Genomic DNA, 19,528 nt, shown 5'->3' on the forward strand with positions numbered 1-19,528 from the left:
ACTGCTCGAACCAGATGATTTCGGAGGAGGTTCCTGCAAATCCGGCACGCCCGCGGGGAAACCGCGTTCGTTTCGCTCGGAAGAGGTGTGCCGCGACCCCGCACGGCTCTGGGCCGGTCGGAGGCGACTCGGAGAACATTACCCCGCACCCGGTGCTCTGGCAACCCGGGCATCCCGTGGCCTGGGTCACATCAGCTCGGAGGGGCATCGGTGGTCCAGGAGCGCCCTAGTTCAGCAGCACCCCGGAACCGGTTCCCGGCGCCGCGTACAGCCACTCCACCTCCAGCTCCACCGCCGCGACCGTGGCCGGCGCGTAGGCCGCCAGGGCCTCGTTCCCCACGAAGGACGCGGCCATCTGGGCCACCGTCGGGTTGTGCGCGACGACCAGCACGGTTTCCGCGTCCGCGTCCACGTAGTTCACGAGTTCCAGGAGCGTGTCCACCCCCGCTGAGTACACCGCCTCGGAGTAGTCCACCTCCGGGCGTCGCGACGGGCTCATCGCTCCCAGCACCCCGTCGAGGGTCTGCCTCGTACGCCTGGCGGCGGAACAGAGGACGTGGTCCGGTGCGTAGCCCCGTTCGGAGAGCAGGCGGCCGACCGCCTCCGCCTGGTTCCGTCCCCGGTCGGTGAGCTCACGGTCGAAGTCCTCGACCCCGACCCCGTTCCCGGCCTCGGCGTGCCGCATCAGCAGCAGCGTGCGCGCGCCGCTCACGGGGACACGACCGTCGCGACGATGGAGAGGGCGGCGATGAACGCCACCATGATCCCCACGATGACGAACAGCCCCTTCATCCCGGACACCAGGAACCACCTCTTCTTGCCTACTGGAACGACCTCGCTCCAGGTTAGGTGTGCTCTCCCGCGGCACGTCCCCGCCCCGCTCCACCCCCTCACGGCGCGAGGCCGCCCGGACACCCCCGGACGGCCTCGCGCCGTGTTCGCCGACTCCTCCTGTCCGTCGTCCCCCTACTTGCCGTCTCCGGCCCGGGCCTCCTCCTTGCGGTCGTCGGCGTCGGCGTCGGCCGCGCCCTCCTTCTGACCGTCACCCTCCTCGGAGGCGACCTCTCCCCTCGGAGAGGCTCCGTCGTCCCCGGTCTCGGGAGCGTCCTTGGGCGCGGACTGGCCGCTGATCTCGGCGAGGTCCGTCTCGGTGCCCGATCCGCGACGCTTGGACCACAGGATCGCGCCGACGAGCACGCCCACGGCCAGCACGGCCATCACCGTCCGGAGGACGATGTTGTCCGCGTAGATCACCACGCTGGGCGCGACGATCAGAGCGACGAGGTTCATCACCTTGAGCAGGGGGTTGATGGCGGGACCGGCGGTGTCCTTGAACGGGTCCCCGACCGTGTCGCCGATGACCGTGGCGGCGTGGGCCTCCGAGCCCTTGCCCCCGTGGTGTCCGTCCTCGACGAGCTTCTTGGCGTTGTCCCAGGCACCGCCGGAGTTGGCGAGGAAGACCGCCATGAGCACACCGGCGGCGATGGCGCCGCCGAGGAACGCGCCCAGCGGGGCGTAACCGAGGGCGAAGCCGACCGCGATCGGCGCGAGGACCGCCAGCAGACCCGGCGTGACCAGCTCCCGCAGCGAGTCCTTCGTGCAGATGTCGACCACCCGCGCGTACTCGGGCTTCTCCGTGCCGTCCATGATCCCCGGACGGGTGCGGAACTGGTCGCGCACCTCCAGGACCACGCGGCCCGCGGCCCGACCGACCGCCATGATGGCGAGCCCCGAGAAGAAGAACACCACGCTGGCGCCGATGATGACCCCGACCAGCACGTCGGGCTGGTCCAGCGAGAGCGAGAAGGCCTCGTCGGCGTCACCGAGCTGTGCCTGCACCGAGGTGCGGAAGGCACCGAACAGCGCGGTCGCGGCCAGAACCGCGGTCGCGATCGCGATGCCCTTGGTGATCGCCTTGGTGGTGTTGCCGACGGCGTCGAGACCGGTGAGGATCTCCGCGCCCCTGCCCTCGACGTCGCCGGACATCTCGGCGATGCCCTGGGCGTTGTCGGCGACCGGGCCGAAGGTGTCCATCGCCACGATGATGCCGACGGTGGTGAGCAGGCCGGTTCCGGCGAGGGCGACGGCGAACAGGCTCAGGGTGATGGAACCGCCCCCGAGCATGAACGCGGCGTAGACCGCGCCGGCGATGAGCAGGGCGGAGTAGACGGCCGACTCCAGGCCGACGGAGATGCCGGAGAGGATGACGGTCGCCGCGCCGGTCTCGGAACTGTCGCCGATGTCGCGGACGGGCCGCCGGTCGGTCTCGGTGAAGTAGCCGGTGAGCAGCTGGATGGCGGCGGCGAGCACCAGGCCGATGAGGACCGCGGCCACGGCGATGAACCTCGGGTCGGGGCTGGTCCCGGCCGCCTCGATCTCCGCCAGGACCTGCGGGCTGACACCGGAGAGTTCGCCGAAGCTGGAGGGCAGGTACCAGAGGGCGGTGCCGATGACGAGCATGGCGGAGATACCCGCGGAGACGAAGAAGCCACGGTTGATCGCCGACATCGCCGTCTTGTCCCGGGCGCGGGGGGCGACCAGGAAGATGCCGATCATGGCGGTGAGCACGCCGATCATGGGGACCAGGAGCGGGAACACCAGGCCCTCGGTGCCGAACGCGACCCGGCCGAGGATCAGCGAGGCGACCAGTACGACCGCGTACGACTCGAACAGGTCCGCGGCCATACCCGCGCAGTCGCCCACGTTGTCGCCGACGTTGTCGGCGATGGTGGCGGCGTTGCGGGGGTCGTCCTCGGGGATGCCCTGCTCGACCTTGCCGACGAGGTCGGCGCCGACGTCTGCGGCCTTGGTGAAGATGCCGCCGCCCACACGCATGAACATGGCGAGGAGGGCCGCACCGAAGCCGAAGCCCTCCAGGACGATGGGTGCGTCGCCCCGGTAGAGGAGGACGACGACGGCCGCGCCGAACAGGCCGAGGCCGACGGTGATCATGCCCGCCACACCGCCGGTGCGGAAGGCGATGCGCATGGCGGTGCGGTTGGAGGCGTCGTCTCCGCCCCGGGCCGCCGCGGCGACCCGGACGTTGCCGCGCACCGCGAGCCACATGCCGATGAATCCGGTCGCCGCCGACAGCAGGGCGCCGAGCGCGAAGAAGACCGAGCGGCCGATGGCGATGGCCCAGGAATCGGCCGGGAGCAGGAGCAGCAGGAGCGGGATGACGACGACGAAGACCGCGAGGGTGCGGAACTGTCGTTTGAGGTAGGCCGCCGCTCCTTCCTGCACCGCGACCGCGATGTTGCGCATTCGCTCTGTGCCCTGTCCCGAGGCGAGGACCTCACGTACCAGCATTCCCGCGACGGCGAGCGCCAGAAGGGCCACCACCATGACGATGATGACGAGGGTGAAGTCGGTGCCTGCCAGTGATAGGGCCGTGCCGCCTTCAGCGGCGAGGTTGAGCCCAGACAATCCGTCCTCCTTGAGACCGGCACGACCTTTTCGGCCCCGTCCACCGGAGAACGCGCGAAACGGCTCGGCACGTGGGCGCCGGTCTCGCGCGGCTGGGGGCGTACCGCCGTCCGGAAGGAGCCTGAGCTGGCCCGACGGCACGCTTGGCGGGGTCGAAGCGGTGCCACCTTTGGTTGTGGTGCGTACCGCCCGTGCCGCATTTTCACGGGCGGTGATCCGGGGATTCTACGCACGGCACAGAACAAAGGTGAGATCCGGACCGGCTTTTCTTCGAGACAATCCGAAGATGTGATCTTCCGGTGATCTCAGGGAGAGGATAAATGCATTTATTGGTGATGTGCGACTTATATAACATCGCATAACGTCGTAATGCGATGTTAACGCTAAAGCTCACATAAGCGCATAAAAGCGGAACGAGCCACGCAGGCATCACTGGCCACAGGAGGTGCTGGCAGCCCCCAAGGTCGTCCCTGGGGGCGGCTGTGTGTCCGAAAGACCTGTCCGGAAAGCGTGTCCGAAACCCTCCGGCTACGCGCCCAGCAGGCGCATCCCCGAGGGGTCGATCCCGTCCCCCGGGCGGGCGCGCCCGGCGTCCAGGTCGTCGGCCAGCGCCCGGGCGAACGCCGCCACCCCGGCCACGTCCACCCCGTGCGGAGCGTCCGGTCCGAACGGCTCCACGCGGTCCGCACCCCGCCTCAGCAGGCGTGCGGCGCCGACCATGTTGCCGCGCTGCGCGTGGGTGACTCCCACGGCCGTCTGGGCGAGGCCGCGCCACAGCTCCCGCTCGGGGTCGGGCGAGGACTTCCACACGGCTTCGAGGACTTCGTGGGCGGTGAAAGCGTACCCCTCGTCGAGCAGCCGCTGGGCCTCTTCCAGACCTTCGGTCGCGGAGAACTCGGCGTCGTCGGGAACCCGCTCCACCTCGCCCACGCTCCCGTGCGGCATCGGGCGCCCGTAGCGGTCGCGGGGGCGCTGGTTCTGCGCCTGGCCGGTCTCGTTGCGGTCCCGTCCGCCCTCCCGGCTCCGGCGCCCGGGGGCCTGCCGTCCGCTCACGGGTTCCGTCGCCATCAGTGCCTCACCGCCGTTCCCCCTCACCTCGGAGGGCTCCGTCCACGTCGTCCCCGAGACCTCCGCCAGCCACTCCACGAGCGCGCCGGAGACCTCCTCGGGGCGCTCCTCGTGCGGGAAGTGGCCCGCGCCGGGGATCTGCCTCCAACGGTAGGCCCCCGTGACCATGCTCCGCGAGGCGCGGGCCGCCCTGGGCGGGCACACCGGGTCGAGTGCCCCATGGAGCTGGAGGACGGGGACGCGCACGCGCGCGCGCATCCTCGCGTTGTAGCGGAGGCCGTCCGTACGCCACCGAGAGCGGAAGAGCCAGCGTTGGCTCTCCAGGGAGCAGTGGGAGACCTTCGGGATGGCGAAGGCGCGGCGGTAGCGTTCCTCGGCCTCGGTGTCCGGCCATCCGGCTCCGGCCCACTCCCGCAGCAGGTCGCCCACGCGCACGCACCCGTCGCTCAGGAGCCGGTGTTCGGGGAGGATGGGCAGCTGTGCCCGGAGCATGTGGCGGACGCCGGGCCCGCCGGAGGCCAGGACGCGTCCCGCGCGCAGCGGGTGCGGCGACGCGACCGCGGCCAGGGCGCGCACGGTGTCCGGGTGGTAGACGCTCATGGTCCAGCCGACGAGGCCGCCGAGGCCGTGTCCCACCACGGCCGCGTCCCGTGCGCCGAGGGCGCGGACGAGTCCCGCGGCGTCCTGGGCGAGGGTGACGAGGTCGTATCCGCGCGGAGTCTTGTCACTGGCGCCGTAGCCGCGCAGGTCCGCGGCGACCGCACGGTAACCGGCGTCGGCGAGCGCGGTCAGCTGGGACCGCCAGGCCCACCAGAACTGGGGGAAGCCGTGGAGGAGGAGCACCAGCGGCCCGTCACCGGCCTCGGCGACGTGGAACCGTGCGCCCGCCGCGCTGACGGTCCTGTGCGTCCAGGGGCCGTCGACGTGGGCGGCCGAGTCGTCCAACACCGGGCGGGCCTACCGGGCCGGGTGGACGCCAGCCTCGACGGAGTCGGCGGTGACGGCGGTCGAGGGCGGGCGGATGTCCCCGCGCAGGATGCCGGTGAGGCGGGAGGTGGTCAGAGCGGTCCGCTGGAGGCCCTCCCGCTTGCGGAGGACGGAGATCGCGTACAGCGCGATGGCCACGGCGAGCAGCAGGTACGCGAGGGTGACGATGCCGAAGCTGGCCCACCCGGGGAGACCGGCCACCTCGTACAGGACGAAGGCGGCGGTCACCGAGAGGAGGATGACGAAGATGTGGGCGAGGACGGCGACGACGGCGAAACCGGCGACGCCCTTGCCGATCTTGACCGCGTCGGCCTTGGCCTCCAGCTTGGCCAGTTTGATCTCCAGGCTCACCAGCCGGGAGAGGTTGCCCGTGGCGTCTGAGACCAGTTCGCTGATGGAACGGTCGGTGTCCCTGGTGGCGCCAGGTCCGCCGGTACCCGGCTTCTCCGCCATCGTGGAGGTTCCCTTCTCTCGGTCCGAACGCACGGATGATCCTCCGCATCCTCGCACATACCCCGGCTCAGGCGTCTCTCACGGCACGCACAACGGTGTCCCTCCGTTTCGTCACACGGGTGAGCATCGGCGACGGTTCCGTGGCGGGATCACCACGGAACCTCGTCGGAACCGCGGCGGAGCGGCGCGCGGTGCCCCGACCGGGTCGGGNTCGTTCGGGAACGGGCCGCCGGGACGGCCCGTCCGGATGCTCCTGTGGACGTCAGTCCTGCTGCTTGGCGGAGGGCAGCTGCTTGGCGATGACCTCCATGATCGAGGAGTCGGTGAGCGTGGAGGTGTCGCCGACCGCCCGGTTCTCGGCGATGTCGCGCAGCAGGCGCCGCATGATCTTGCCGGAGCGGGTCTTGGGCAGCTCGGGGACGGCGAGGAGGCGTGCGGGCTTGGCGATCGGGCCGAGCGAGGCGCCGACGTGGTTGCGCAGCTCCTGGACCAGGTCCTCGGGGACCTCCTCCTCACCGCCGCGCAGGATCACGAAGCCGACGATGGCCTGGCCGGTGACCTTGTCGGTGGCGCCGACGACCGCCGCCTCCGCCACGCGCGGGTGCGAGACCAGGGCGGACTCGACCTCGGTGGTGGAGATGTTGTGGCCGGAGACGAGCATGACGTCGTCCACGCGGCCCAGCAGCCACATGTCGCCGTCCTCGTCCTTCTTGGCGCCGTCGCCGGGGAAGTACAGGCCCTCGAAGCGCGACCAGTAGGTGTCCTTGTAGCGCTCGGGGTCGCCCCAGATGCCGCGGAGCATGGACGGCCACGGCTCACGGACGACGATGAAGCCGCCCTCGCCGTCGGGGACGGAGTCGCCCTGTTCGTCCACGACGTCGGCGGCGATGCCGGGGATGGGGCCCATGGCGGCGCCCGGCTTTCCGGAGGTCACGCCCGGCAGCGGGCTGACCATGATGGCACCGGTCTCGGTCTGCCACCAGGTGTCCACGACCGGGGTGCGGTCGCCGCCGATGTTCTTGCGGTACCAGACGTAGGCCTCGGGGTTGATGGGTTCGCCCACCGAGCCGATGACGCGCAGGCTGGACAGGTCGAACTTGGCGGGGATGTCGTCGCCCCACTTCATGAAGGTGCGGATCGCCGTGGGAGCCATGTAGGCGATGCTGACCTTGTACTTCTCGATGATCTCCCAGAAGCGGCCCTTGTGCGGGGTGTCCGGGGTGCCCTCGTACAGGACCGTGGTGGCCGCGTTGGCGAGCGGGCCGTAGACGATGTAGGAGTGGCCGGTCACCCAGCCGATGTCGGCGGCGCACCAGTAGACGTCGGTCTCGGGCTTGAGGTCGAAGACCGCCCAGTGGGTGTAGGCGACCTGGGTGAGGTAGCCGCCCGTGGTGTGCAGGATGCCTTTCGGCTTGGCCGTGGTGCCGCTGGTGTACATGATGTACAGCGGGTCCTCGGCGTCGTGGGCCTCGGGGGTGTGCTCGGTGCTCTGGGTCTCCACGACGTCGTGCCACCACACGTCGCGGTCGTTCCACTCGACGTCCTGCCCGGTGCGGCGGACGACGAGGACCTTCTCGACGCCGGGGCGGTCGGCGACGGCCCCGTCCACGGCGGGCTTGAGGGCGCTGGGCTTGCCGCGGCGGTAGCNTGGCTGTCGTCGAGGCGCTGGCCGACGGCGTCCACGGAGAAGCCGCCGAACACGACCATGTGGACGGCGCCGATCCGGGCGCAGGCGAGCATGGCCACGACGGTCTCGGGGATCATCGGCATGTAGATGGCGACGCGGTCGCCCTTGCGGACGCCGAGTTCGGTCAGGGCGTTGGCCGCCTGGCAGACCATGTCCTTGAGCTCGGCGTAGGTGATGCTGCGGGTGTCGCCGGGCTCGCCCTCCCAGTGGTAGGCGACCCGGTCGCCCAGGCCGTTGGCCACGTGGCGGTCCACGCAGTTGACGGAGGCGTTGAGCTTTCCGCCGACGAACCACTTGGCGAAGGGCGGGTTCCACTCCAGGGCGGTGTCCCAGGGCTGTTCCCACTGGAGCCTGCGGGCCTGCTCCTCCCAGAATCCGAGACGGTCCTCGGCCGCCCTGTCGTAGGCGTCGGCCTTGACGTTGGCGTTGGCGGCGAGGTCCTCCGGAGGAGGGAAGCTGCGCGTCTCGTGGAGAAGGTTGGACAGTGTCTCCTGGCTCGCGGGAGTGCTGTCGGCCACTGTGACTCTCCTTACGTAGGCTGGTTCACACCCAATTAATCATGGGGGGCGACACCCCGTGAACAACCGGGTCGCCTCCAGCGGCGGGGGCGTCCGGACGCGCGACGAACGGGCGGTGAACGGTCGTCCCGTCGCGACGAGCGGTCGCGGAACGACTGGTGCGGGCTGGTGTGGGCGATCGGGGTTACCGGCGCGTAGTGTTGTTTCCCGTGAGCGAATCGACTTCTGCCTCCGCGTCCGACCCGCTGGCCCGGATCGCCGAACTGCCCGGTGTCGGCGACGCGGTCGCCGAGGCACGGACCCTGGTCGACCGGCTGTTGGGACACCGGGTGCTGCGCCGTCGCAGCAGTGACGTGTCCATGGAGTCCGCGCTGCGCGGCGCGGGAGCGTCGGCGGCGCTGGAGGGCGCCGAGGTCTCGCTGGACGAGATCCGCGAGGGGCACGTGTACGACACGCGCGTCAAGGGCGCGCTCCGGGTGTCCGGGGAACTGGGGAACCTGGTGGACACCTGGCCCAGGGCGCCCCGCCAGGTCCTGGCGCGCCTGCACACGCTCGCCGCGGCGGACGCGGTGTCCGAGGACGCGTTGGGCCGCCCCCGGTTGGCCGGGGAGCGGGTCGAGGACCCGCTGGGGCTGGGCCCCGCTCCGGCCCCCGAGGCGGCGATGGCCAGGCTGGAGGGGCTGTACGCGCTGCTGGGCGCGCGCACGTCGGTCCCCGCGCTGGTGACGTCGGCCCTGGTGCACGGGGAACTGATGGCGGTCCGGCCCTTCGGGTGGGGCGACGGCCTGGTGGCGCGCGCGGCCGAGCGGCTGACGCTGGTGGAGCGGGGGTTGGACCCCAAGTCGCTGGTGCCTTCCGAACTGGGACACCAGACGCTGCGGGACGAGTACGGACCGGCGCTGCGCGGGTACATGGGCGGTACGACCGAGGGCGTCGCGGAGTGGGTGGTGTACTGCTGCCGCGCGGTCCGCGCCGGGGCACAGGACTCACTGGCCACCTGTGAGGCGCTCAAGCGCGGCTGACCGAGGGGCCGGGTGTACTGACCGTGGAGCCGGGTGGCACCGGCCCCGCGGGACACGGGCGAAGAAGGCCTTCGGTGGTGGTGTGGTCGGTGGTGTCAGCGCCAGCCGCCGGAAGGCCCCTGGCGCCCCGCGTCGGGGCGGGGAGGCGTGGAACGGATGTCGCCTTTGACGGACACCCGCCCGGGAGCTCACCGCGCGGCGTCGAAAAGGCGCGTCGCCAATCGCCGATTCACCGACGAGTAGCACCAAAAATATATCGGTTCGGTTACGCTTTCCCGTTCTGGGCGCGGGTTTCGCGCCCTCCTTATGCGCGCACACGTGGGACGACGCCCCGTTCTGTCTCGCGGGGCGTCGCCTCCGGCGCGTTCCACCGGGCTATCAGGCGTCCATTTACCTAGTCTGACCAGGCATGACATCAAGTTGTCCGGCCTAGACGGGCCTCACGGGGCCAAGTGGCGCGTGGGTTCCCGGCTGACGCGCCGGGGTGGTTCTCAGCCACCAACTGCTTTCTTTCTACGCCGGCGTTCCCGCTCTGAAAAGGCAGTTGGCCCGAATTTTCCTCCCGGATTCCCCAACCGATACGGAGTGTCACGTGATACCGTCTGTTCGGTCGTTCCCCGGAGAACCGGTTCGCCCGATCCGCGTCCCCGCCGTACGTGCCCCATTTCGCGTTCCGGTGGCGCATCCCTTCTTCGGAGGACGTCCGCGTGTCTTCTGGTGGTCGCGAGAGCACGCCTCTCCGCGGACCCTCACCAGAGAGCGGACCCGGTCCTACCCCCCCCGGGACCGGAACTCGCGTGGCAGCCTTCGCTCCCCCTGCGGAGGCATGTCCCCGCGTCCGCTCCTCTCGCCTGTCGGGCCGGGATGCGTATCCGCCCCCGTGTACGCATCCCGCCCGGTGGGTGAACCCCTTCCCGTGCTGCCGCGCCGTGCGGCTCCCGACGCACCGATCCGAGCCCCGCCGGAGTTTTCCACAGCCTCCGGGCGGGGCTTTCGCCGTTGGTCCTGGTCGGCGAAGGTCGAGGTAAGCCCCTCGATCCGGAAGGTCCCATGGACGTCCAGCACCGGCCCCTGATCGCGACCGCCGATCCCCTCCTCCTCGACGACCTCCTCCGGCTGGCCACCGCCGCCTCCACCGAGGTCACCGTCGCACACACGGCCGACCGGGCGCTGAGCCTGTGGCCGCACGCCCCGCTCGCCGTGGTCGGCGCCGACCTGCGCACGGTCCTGCGGTCAGCGGAACAGCCGCCGGGCCGCCACGTGGTCGTGGCCCGGGAGCGACGGGACGCCCGCGGCGGAGAGTCATCACCTCGGGCGGACACGGCACCGGCACCGCACGTCCCCGGGAGCCGACCACGCGCCCCCGCCGAGGCCTCCGGGGCCTCCGCCGGAGGGCGGCTCCTCCTGCTGCCCCGGGACGAGCCGGTGCTGGTGGACCTGCTCGCGAGGGCCGCGGCTCCCGCCCGGGCACCGGCGCCCACGGTGTCCGTGGTCGGGGGGCGGGGTGGTGCCGGAGCCAGCCTGACGGCGGTGGCCCTCGCCCTGGCCGGCGAACGCGCCGGGCGCCCCACCGCCCTGTTGGACGCCGACCCGCTCGGATGCGGTCCCGACGTCTATCTCGGATGTGACGGCGCCACCCCTCCCGGTCCGCAGCGGTGGACCGGCTGGGGCGACCTGCTCCGCCGGCGCGGCCGGGTGCGCTGGCGCGACCTGCGCTCCGGGCTGCCGAGCACACCCCTGGTGTCGGTGCTGACATGGACGCGCGGACAGGAGCCGACGGGCCCCCTGCCCGTGGGAACCATGCGCACGGCCCTGGCCTCGGCCGGGGACGGCACCGACCTGGTGGTGGCCGATCTTCCGCGCTCCTTCGATCCGGCCACCACCGCGGTCCTGAACCGCTCCGACCTGGTGTTCATGGTCGTCCCGGCGGACGTGCCCTCGGTACTGGCGGCGGCCAGGATGGTCTCCCGGCTGCGGGAGGAGGCGCGCACCGTGCGGCTGGTGGTGCGCGGGGCCCGGGGCGAGCTGAGCGCGGACGTGGTCTCGCACGTCCTGAGCGTGGAACTGGGGGCCGACCTGCCGTCCGAGCCGGGGTTGACCCGGCTGCTGGACGCCGGGGGCGTGCCCGCCCGCCATCCCCGTTCGCCGCTGGCCCGGTTCGCCGACCGGGTCGTGGCGGGCCTGCCCTCGCCGGAGAAGGCCCGGTGAGCCCGCTGGTGGAGGCGGTACGCAACCGCCTGGTGGCGTCCGGGACTCCGGTGAGTCCGTCGAGCGTCGCCGCCGCGCTACGCGCGGAGGGAGGTCTGCTGGGCGACACCGAGGTGCTGTCCATGACCCGCCGTCTGGCCGCCGACCTGTCCGGGGCGGGGCCGTTGGAGGAGCTCATGACCTCGGAGGCCACCGACATCCTCGTCAACGGTCCCGACGAGGTGTGGGTGGACGACGGGGGCGGTCTGCGTCGCGTGGGGGTGCGGTTCGAGTCGGCGGACGCGGTGCGCCGACTGGCCCAGCGGCTGGCTGCGCAGGCGGGGCGGCGGTTGGACGCGGCCGTGCCGTACGTGGACGCCCGGCTGCCGAGCGGGGCGAGGCTGCACGCGGTGCTGCCACCGGTGGCGCCCGCGGGGGCGTGCGTGTCCCTGCGGCTGCCGCCGCGGCGGGTGTTCACCCTGGAGCGGCTGACCGAGCGGGGGTCGGTCACCCCGTGCGGGGCCGCGCTGCTCCGTTCGCTGGTGGCCTCACGGGTGCCGTTCCTGGTCAGCGGAGGTACGGGTACGGGCAAGACCACCGTGCTGTCGAGTCTGCTCTCGCTGGTGGATCCGGGTGAGCGGATCGTCCTCGCCGAGGACTCCCCGGAGCTGCGGCCCGCCCATCCGCACGTGGTGCGCCTCCAGACCCGCCCGCCCAACATCGAGGGCAGCGGCGAGGTGTCGCTGGAGGTCCTGGTACGGCAGGCGCTGCGGATGCGCCCCGACCGGTTGGTGGTGGGAGAGGCGCGGGGACCGGAGATCGTGTCCCTGCTGGGTGCCCTGAACACGGGGCACGAGGGCGGTGCTGGCACTCTGCACGCCAACGGGGCCGGTGACGTGCCCGCCCGGGTGGAGGCCCTGGGGTGCGCCGCCGGGCTGGACCGGGCGGCCGTGCACAGCCAGCTCGCCGCGACGCGGGTCATGATCGTTCACCTGGTCCGGGACGCCGGAGGGCGCCGCCTCTCCGAGCTGCGGGTGCTGCGGCGGGAGACGGACGGGCTGGTGCGCGCGGTGCCCGCGGTGTCCTTCGCCCCCGACGGCGTCCGCGGGGAGCATCCGGGGATGACGGAGGTGGTGGCCCGGCTGGGCGAGGACTGGTGCCGATGGTGACCGTGCTGGTGGCCTGTTCCGCGGCCCTGGTGCTGCTGGGCCTGGTTCCCGGTGGGCGGCGGAACCGACTCGCGGCCCTGCTGGTCCGGCCCGGGCGTCCGTTGCCCCGGCGGGGGGAGTGGCGGCTGGGTGTGCGTGCGCTGGTGGCCCGTTCCGGTGAGGGCGCCCGGCGACGCCGCGCGGTGGTGGTGCTGTGCCGTGTGCTGGCCGCGGAGTTACGCGCCGGGCAGCCGCCGGAGGAGGCCCTGCGGATCTCCGCCGCCGAGGCTGGTCCCCTGGTGGGCGCGGTGACCGACGCGGTGTCGTTGCGCCGCGAGGCCGACCGTGATCCGGACCTGTGGGCGCTGGCCTACCTGGCGGTGTGCTGGGAGGTGGCGGACGACACCGGGGCGGGATTGGCCGAGGTGGTGGACGCGTTGGCGGCGAACCTCACCGAGCAGGAGGAGCAGCGTGCCGAGGCCGGCGCGCGTACCAGCGGTCCGCGCACCACCGCGATCGTACTGGCGGTCCTGCCGGTCGCCGGGTTGGTGATGTCCTCGGGCCTGGGCGGGTCACCGCTGGTGTTCCTGTTCACCACGCCGCCGGGGTGGGCCTGCCTGGTGTGCGGGGTGGCTCTGGACGCGCTCGGAGCCTGGTGGACGCTCCGCATGGTGCGCTCGGCGACGGCTTTCCCCTGATCGCGGGTGTTCTCGTCAGCGGAGAGGAGTGTGACCGTTCATGGTCGGGCGGGCTCGGCGCGGGGTTTCGGCCGCCCCCGGAGGCGTGTACCGCCGGGGCCCTGCCCCAGGGCGCGCTGACGGATGCCGGTCCGCGGAGCGGCTGAGGTCCGTGAGGTGCGGCGTCGAGCCCTCCTCCATGAGGTCGACGAGGGCGGATTCGCCGGAGGACAACCGCGTGCCGGTGCCCCGGTGGTGGGAGCGAGAAGGAGGAGACGGATGTTACTGGCGGTCGCCGCGGTGTTGGGTGCCGCGAGTGTGTGGGTGCTCCTGGGCGGGGGACCCGCGGACAGGCTGAAGCCGCCACCGCGCTTCCGTCCAGGACGGGGGGCGCCGATCCGCCGGTTGGCCCCGGCCGTGGCCGGGGCGTTCTCGTTGGTCGTCGCAACGGCCCTGTTCGGGGTGGTCGGGGGCGTTCTCGCGGCCGGAGTGTGCGCGGTCCCGTGGGCACGGACTCGTTGGAGGGCCAGGACCCGTACCTCCCGGATTCCGGTGTCCACCGATCTGCCCGTGGTGATCGGACTCCTGGCCTCAGGGGTTCGTTCCGGGGCGACGGTGCCCGCCTGCCTCACGGCGGTCTCCCGGGCGGCGCGGGGCAGGTTGGGAGGGGAACTGGCCGCGGTGGGCGAGCAGCTGCGCCTGGGGGCGACCCCCGCCGAAGCGTGGCGGCGTTCCGCGCTTCCCGAGCCCCTGGCCGCGGTGGGGCGGGACCTGGCACGGGCCGCCGACACGGGGGCACCGGTCGCGGACCTGCTGGACCGGCACGCGGCCGACCTGCGCCGAGTTCTGCGGGTACGGGCCGTGGCCCGGGTGGAACGGCTGGGCGTTTTGGTGGTGGCACCTCTGGGGTTGTGTTTCCTGCCCGCCTTCGTGCTGATCGGGATCGTCCCGATGGCCGCCGAACTCCTGTCCCGAGCCCTGGGAGGCTGACCCCGTCGGGATTGGTCCCGTGGAAACCGTCGTGGGCCGCGGGGCTTGTCCCCGGGCGGTGGGAGCGCCCGGTTTCCGGGGGGCGGAGAAGCACGCCCTGACCACCGCCCGGTCGGCTTCGCCCGTCCCGGCACCGTTACGCGGAAGGCGGGCCCCGACAGGTGGTGCCGCAGGAAGGCTGAAGGGCGTGCCCCGCCCTTCAGCCCCGCGGGATCCGGTCCGCCCCGGTCCCGTCATCCGGGAGGCCACCTCCTGGGGGCTGGTGGGCGGCTCCGAAAGGCACGAACCGGTTCAGAGGTCTCCGCGCTCGGTGCCGCGCCGACGCCGGCCCGAGTACGGGACGGGGAAGCGCGGCCAGCCGATGGACAGGCGCAGTGCCAGGACCACCGCCCACAGCACCACCAGGGTTCCGGTGGAGACGTGGCCGATGACGCGGGAGGCGGTGCTGACCGGGTCCGGGCCCGCCTGGTGAACCGCCACCGGCTCGCCCACGGGCGAGGGGGTGTCCGCCCCAGACCGCACATCACCCCGCGACGGTTCGGGGGACGCGGAGGGGTTTGCGGAAGGACTCGCGGAAGGAGCGGGGGACGGGCTGGGGCGGGGTTCGGGGTCGCCGGAGCTCCCGGAGTCCGTGGAACCGGCGATGTGCGGTGCGTGCGACGCGGAGCAGGTCGGCCGTACACCCTCCGGCTGCACCGGGACGCACAGCAGGAGCGCACACATCACCATGGCGGCGGGGGCAGAGCTCATGGAACTTCCTCGGGGGAGACGGCGGCCGGTCCGGCGCGGGCACGTGCCAGGACGGGCCGTTCGATGAGGGACGAGGGGACCGAGACCACCACTTCGGCGGTGGAGCCGGTGAGGACGCAGGATTCGAGGGAGGCCCCATTGGCCTCGGCGGTGTCCTGGGCCGCCGCACAGGCCCGTCCGTGGACGACCTGGGCGGCGGCGGCGAGTGCGGCGAGATCGNNNNGCCGTGGCCGTCGCGAGGACGGCGAGGGTGGCGAACCAGAGCAGTGCGCTCAGGGCCGTCCACCAGACGGTGGCGGATCCGGAGTCGGAACGCACCGGGGTCAACTCCCGGGTTCGAGGGGGACGGCGGCGCTGCCGTCCACGGACAGGGTGGTCACGGAACCGAAGCCGAGTTCGGCCCGTACCGTGACGCGGGCCATGAGGCCGTCCTCGGAAAGGTGGACCTTCGCGTCGTCGGGCGCCGCGGACAGCGCCAGGGCGCGGACCCGGTCGTGGTGTTCGCCACGGGCCAGGGCCCGTGCGCCCACACGGGCGGCGTCGGCGCAGGCGAGCTGGGCCGAGGCGGCCTGAACGGCGCCGAGGGCCAGGCCGAGGACGAGCAGCAGGGAGGGCAGCACCATCGCCGTCTCCGCGGTGACCGAGCCCCGGTCAAAAGCCCGAGCCGAGCGCATCGACGACGAGGTCGGTGAGGACGTCCTCGACCTTGCTACCGGTGAGGATGGCGTAGAGGACTCCGGCGAAGGCGACGGCGGTGATCGTGCACAGGGCGTACTCCGCCGTCGTCATCCCGGTGTCGTCTCCGGGCGGGGCGAGCGTGCGAGGGAACGGGAACGTGAACGTGAGAGCGGACATGGCGACCTCCCTGGTCAGGGGCCGATCACTGTCGGCCCTTCCCCTCCAGGTTCGGTCGGCGGAGGCCGGCGCGAAAGCCCCGTCCCCAGCCTGTGGACAACTCCGCGCCGGCGAAACCCGTCCACAGGCTGTGGACGGACTCAGTCCTCGTGCCCGGTGAGCACCTCGTCCAGCAGACGCAGCGCACCGGCCTTGTTCAACGGTTCGTTGCCGGTACCGCACTTGGGTGACTGGATGCAGGACGGGCATCCCTGCTCGCACTCGCAGTCGGCGATCGCCGCACGGGTCGCCGACAGCCACTCGCGCGCCGCCGCGTACCCCCGTTCGGCGAAGCCCGCGCCACCTTCGTACCCGTCGTAGACGAACACGGTCAGCTTCCCCGTGTCACCGTGCATGGAGGTGGACACCCCGCCGATGTCCCAGCGGTCGCAGGTCGCCAGCAGCGGCAGCAGTCCGATCGCGGCGTGCTCGGCGGCATGGGCGGCGCCCAGGAGCCCCACGTCCTCCCCGCGCAGCCGCGCCTCGCCCTCGGCGGGCAGTGTCCACCACACCGCGCGTGTGTCGAGGGTCCGTTCGGGCAGGTCCAGCGGCTGCTCCCCCAGCACCGAGCCGGTGCGCACGTCCCGTTTGAGGAAACCCACCACCTGACGGACCACCTGCACCTCGCCGAAGTACACGCGGGCCCCGCCCGGCCACTCCTGCTCGCCCAGCACCGACCGGACGGTGATCTCGGTGGTGTCGCGCGCCCAGGTGCCGTAGGGCGGATCCGCGCCGTGCACCAGTGCGACGCCCTCGTCGAGGTCGAGGTCGTCGACCAGGTACGTGGACCCCTGGTGCAGGTACACCGCGCCGGGATGCACGGTGCCGTGGGCGGCGGGTTCGTCGATCTCACCGAGCAGCTGACCGCTCTCGGTGTCGACGATCTGTACCGGCGGACCACCTGACCCGCGGATATCGGCTAGGTCGCTGGCCCGTTCGTTGCTCGTCCAGAACCAGCCCCGTGGACGCTTCCGCAGCAGCCTGCGACCGACGAGGTCATCGAGTCGCTCCTCGGTCGTCTCTCCGAAGAGCGGAAAGTCGTCCTTGGTGAGGGGGAGTTCCTGGGCGGCGGCGCACAGGTGCGGCCCCAGGATGTGCGGGTTTTCCGGGTCCAGGACGGTGGCTTCTACGGACCGGCCGAAAATGGCTTCCGGGTGATGCGCCAGGTACGTGTCCAGGGGATCGTCCCGGGCGATGAAGACCGCCAGCGAATCCTCCCCGCGCCGCCCGGCGCGCCCCGCCTGCTGCCACAGCGACGCCAGCGTTCCCGGCCACCCGGCGATGAGCACCGCGTCCAGCCCGCTGATGTCCACGCCCAGTTCCAGGGCGTTGGTGCTGGCCAGACCCAGGATCTCCCCCGACCGCAGCGCCTCCTCCAGCTTGCGCCGGTCCGAGGCCAGGTACCCGCCCCGGTAGGCGGCCACCTTCCCCGCCAGGGCGTGGTCACCGCGTTCCGACAACAACCTCTGGGTGGTCAGCGCGATGACCTCCGCACCCTGCCGGGAGCGGACGAACACCAGCGTTCGCACACCGTCCCGCACCAGGTCAGCGAGCATCTCGGCCGCCTGTGAGGGCGCCGTCCTGCGGATCGGGGCACCGTGCTCACCCGTCAGGTCGGTCAGCTCAGGCTCCACCAGTGCCACCGACATCCCCGGGCGCGGGGAACCGTCCCGGCTGACCGCCGTGACGGGCACCCCGGTCAGCCGGGTGGCGCTCTCCTCCGGGCTGCCCGAGGTGGCCGAGGCCAGCACGAACACCGGCCGCGACCGGTAGCGGGCGCACACACGGCGCAGGCGACGCAGGATCTGCGCGACATGCGAACCGAAAACCCCCCGGTATCGGTGCGCCTCATCGATCACCACGTAGCGCAGCCGACGCAGGAAGCGCGACCACGCCCCGTGGCGGGGCAGGATGCCGTGATGCAGCATGTCCGGGTTGGTCAGCACGTAGTTGCCGTGCTCGCGCACCCAGGAACGCTCCTCCATGGAGGTGTCACCGTCGTAGACGGCTGCCCGCAACCCCGGCAGTTCGAGGCCCGATACCCATCGGAGCTGATCCTGAGCGAGCGCCTTGGTCGGGGAGAGGTAGAGCACGGTTCCGCCCGCGTCAACCGCGTCCACAGCGGGTATGAGGAAGGCGAGTGACTTTCCCGAGGCGGTACCCGTGGCTATGATCACATCACGGCCCGAGCGTGCGAGGTCGGCGGCTTCGGCCTGGTGGGACCACGGTCTGGTGATCCCCCTGTCAGCAAGGCGTTCGACCAGGTGGGGAGGGGTCCATCCCGGCCATTCCCCGCTCACTCCGGCGTTGCGGGCCACCTGCTCGATGTGGGTCACCTGCGGGTACCGGGTATCGTCACGCCACACACCGGGGAGCACGGGCTCCGATCGCCTCATCCGAGACCCCTCCTCACTGGACACGTTTCGCGGCCCGCACGCGCCTCCGACCAAGGGTGGGAGCACTGGGACATTGGTTTCAGTGTGACATCCGAGGGAACAGTGGCGCGGTGTCACGGTTTTTCTGTGCATCACAGGAAGACGCACTCGACACGCGTGGTTGAATGCGTGCTGGTGGGGTAACGCCCGGCAGAGATCATTCGCGATTTTTCGCGGTTCGGCGCTGGAGGACTAGTGGACTTGAAGCTTGATCATTACACCGAGGGCGACACCGAGATCGTCGTCGTTGAGGGTGAGATCGATGTCTATACCGCGCCCCGGCTCCGCGAGCTGCTGATCGACCTGGTCAACAAGGGCAACTTCCACCTCGTGGTCAACATGGAGAAGGTGGAGTTCCTGGACTCGACGGGCCTCGGTGTGCTTGTGGGCGGGCTCAAGCGCGTCCGGGCGCATGACGGGACGCTCGACCTGGTCTGCACCCAGGAGCGCATCCTGAAGATCTTCCGGATCACCGGTCTGACCAAGGTCTTCGGTATCCACGACTCGGTTCGGGAAGCCATCGACAAGCGTTCCGCGAAGTAGCCCCGAGAGAGCGATGGCAACCATCACGCTCACGATCAGCGCGCTCCCCGCTCACGTGCGTACGGCACGGCTCATGGCCGCGACCGTCGCCCGTCGGGCGGGCATCGCCGCATCAGCGATCGACGAGATCAGGCTGGCGGTCGGTGAGGCGTGTTCCCGGGCGGTGGCGGCGCACAAGCTGCACTGTCCCGCGCAGCCGATCCTGCTCCAGCTGATCGACGGCAGCGCGCCTGATCCGGCGTCGGAATCCCGCACCGACACCACGAGCAGCACCCTGCGCGCCAACGGGAGCGCGACGCAACGTTTCGAGGTCGTCGTCTCCGACCGTGCCCCGGCCAAGGACACGGAGGAGACCTCCACCCCGTCCATGCTCGACGGGCTCTTCCTGGACGGCGAGGACACCCCTCCCGGTGGGATCTCCGGGTTCTCCCCGGGGCTGGGCCTGGCGGTCATCACGGGACTGGCCGACGAGGTGAAGATCGATCCCAGTGACCGGGGGACCGTGGTCCGGATGAGCTGGCCGCTGGCCTCGGAGCACTCTCCCGACCCGAGTTCCAACTAGGGACGGTCCCGACGTCCGCTAGGGCGCCTCTCCACGGAGAGGCGCCCTCAGCGCGTTCGGGGCCCGGAGAGCCCGGAGTCCGGGCCCGGGAGAGGTCGGGGCCGGAAACCCGGGCTCGGGGCCCGGGCTCGGGGACGGGCGGCGGTCCGGCCCTAAGAGCTCATCTCATTTGGGTTCTCGG

General features: G+C 71.7%; 15 protein-coding genes and 3 pseudogenes. 7 read left to right on the forward strand and 11 right to left on the reverse strand.

Features of this window, described 5'->3' with window-relative positions; all coding sequences use genetic code 11:
- Positions 1–226 precede the first annotated feature (226 nt).
- The 6 genes and pseudogenes from D455_RS0128205 to acs all read right to left on the reverse strand — a co-directional run bounded on the left by D455_RS0128205 (position 227) and on the right by acs (position 8,139).
- Entirely contained in the window at positions 227–712 is a 486-nt protein-coding gene (locus D455_RS0128205) for a SixA phosphatase family protein (RefSeq protein WP_017574004.1), read from the reverse strand.
- A gap of 254 nt (positions 713–966) precedes the next feature.
- On the reverse strand, positions 967–3,426 hold the full coding sequence (locus D455_RS0128215) for a sodium-translocating pyrophosphatase (RefSeq protein WP_017574006.1): 2,460 nt from the start codon (positions 3,424–3,426) through the stop codon (positions 967–969).
- Positions 3,427–3,954: 528 nt separating this feature from the next.
- Positions 3,955–4,494: a DUF309 domain-containing protein gene (locus D455_RS35700; RefSeq protein WP_241480419.1), complete on the reverse strand. Its 540-nt coding sequence runs from the start codon at positions 4,492–4,494 to the stop codon at positions 3,955–3,957.
- A 99-nt stretch (positions 4,495–4,593) separates the two neighbouring features.
- Positions 4,594–5,442, reverse strand: a pseudogene (locus tag D455_RS35705) (alpha/beta fold hydrolase); the annotation flags it as partial.
- A 9-nt stretch (positions 5,443–5,451) separates the two neighbouring features.
- Complete coding sequence (locus D455_RS0128225; RefSeq protein ID WP_026123062.1) at positions 5,452–5,934, reverse strand: phage holin family protein; 483 nt, start codon at positions 5,932–5,934, stop codon at positions 5,452–5,454.
- Between the two features lie 262 nt (positions 5,935–6,196).
- A pseudogene (gene acs / locus D455_RS31955) lies at positions 6,197–8,139 on the reverse strand (acetate--CoA ligase).
- 209 nt (positions 8,140–8,348) lie between these two features.
- Between acs and D455_RS0128235 the strand changes: the two are divergent.
- From D455_RS0128235 to D455_RS0128255, 5 genes are all read left to right on the forward strand, one after another.
- Positions 8,349–9,161, forward strand: a complete 813-nt coding sequence (locus D455_RS0128235) for a Fic family protein (protein ID WP_017574010.1) — start codon at positions 8,349–8,351, stop codon at positions 9,159–9,161.
- Positions 9,162–10,211: 1,050 nt separating this feature from the next.
- Positions 10,212–11,369 carry a septum site-determining protein Ssd gene (gene ssd, locus D455_RS0128240; protein ID WP_017574011.1) on the forward strand — a complete coding sequence of 386 codons (1,158 nt, stop codon included), beginning with the start codon at positions 10,212–10,214 and terminating at the stop codon, positions 11,367–11,369.
- Positions 11,366–12,517, forward strand: coding sequence for a TadA family conjugal transfer-associated ATPase (locus D455_RS0128245; protein WP_017574012.1), 1,152 nt, complete (start codon positions 11,366–11,368; stop codon positions 12,515–12,517). Before ssd ends, D455_RS0128245 begins: the two co-directional genes overlap by 4 nt.
- Positions 12,502–13,194, forward strand: a complete 693-nt coding sequence (locus D455_RS0128250) for a type II secretion system F family protein (RefSeq protein WP_026123064.1) — start codon at positions 12,502–12,504, stop codon at positions 13,192–13,194. The genes D455_RS0128245 and D455_RS0128250 overlap by 16 nt, the downstream gene beginning before the upstream one ends.
- Before the next feature lie 258 nt (positions 13,195–13,452).
- On the forward strand, positions 13,453–14,163 hold the full coding sequence (locus D455_RS0128255) for a type II secretion system F family protein (RefSeq protein ID WP_026123063.1): 711 nt from the start codon (positions 13,453–13,455) through the stop codon (positions 14,161–14,163).
- Between the two features lie 291 nt (positions 14,164–14,454).
- Here the strand turns inward: D455_RS0128255 and D455_RS0128260 are convergent, their stop codons facing one another.
- The 5 genes and pseudogenes from D455_RS0128260 to D455_RS0128275 all read right to left on the reverse strand — a co-directional run bounded on the left by D455_RS0128260 (position 14,455) and on the right by D455_RS0128275 (position 18,203).
- Positions 14,455–14,655, reverse strand: a complete 201-nt coding sequence (locus D455_RS0128260) for a hypothetical protein (protein WP_017574014.1) — start codon at positions 14,653–14,655, stop codon at positions 14,455–14,457.
- Positions 14,656–14,909: 254 nt separating this feature from the next.
- Positions 14,910–15,080: pseudogene (locus D455_RS35710) on the reverse strand (Rv3654c family TadE-like protein); the annotation flags it as partial.
- A 156-nt stretch (positions 15,081–15,236) separates the two neighbouring features.
- Entirely contained in the window at positions 15,237–15,587 is a 351-nt protein-coding gene (locus tag D455_RS0128265) for a TadE family type IV pilus minor pilin (protein WP_083922513.1), read from the reverse strand.
- On the reverse strand, positions 15,565–15,768 hold the full coding sequence (locus D455_RS0128270) for a DUF4244 domain-containing protein (protein ID WP_017574016.1): 204 nt from the start codon (positions 15,766–15,768) through the stop codon (positions 15,565–15,567). The genes D455_RS0128265 and D455_RS0128270 overlap by 23 nt, the downstream gene beginning before the upstream one ends.
- A gap of 140 nt (positions 15,769–15,908) precedes the next feature.
- On the reverse strand, positions 15,909–18,203 hold the full coding sequence (locus tag D455_RS0128275) for a DEAD/DEAH box helicase (protein ID WP_017574017.1): 2,295 nt from the start codon (positions 18,201–18,203) through the stop codon (positions 15,909–15,911).
- Positions 18,204–18,437: 234 nt separating this feature from the next.
- Here D455_RS0128275 and D455_RS0128280 point away from each other — a divergent pair, with 234 nt between their 5' ends.
- Entirely contained in the window at positions 18,438–18,785 is a 348-nt protein-coding gene (locus D455_RS0128280; protein WP_017574018.1) for an STAS domain-containing protein, read from the forward strand.
- A gap of 13 nt (positions 18,786–18,798) precedes the next feature.
- Positions 18,799–19,347 carry an ATP-binding protein gene (locus D455_RS0128285; RefSeq protein WP_017574019.1) on the forward strand — a complete coding sequence of 183 codons (549 nt, stop codon included), beginning with the start codon at positions 18,799–18,801 and terminating at the stop codon, positions 19,345–19,347.
- The last annotated feature ends 181 nt before the right edge of the window (positions 19,348–19,528 follow it).

Origin of the sequence: Nocardiopsis halotolerans DSM 44410, from assembly GCF_000341065.1 — a bacterium.
Classification (GTDB): domain Bacteria; phylum Actinomycetota; class Actinomycetes; order Streptosporangiales; family Streptosporangiaceae; genus Nocardiopsis; species Nocardiopsis halotolerans.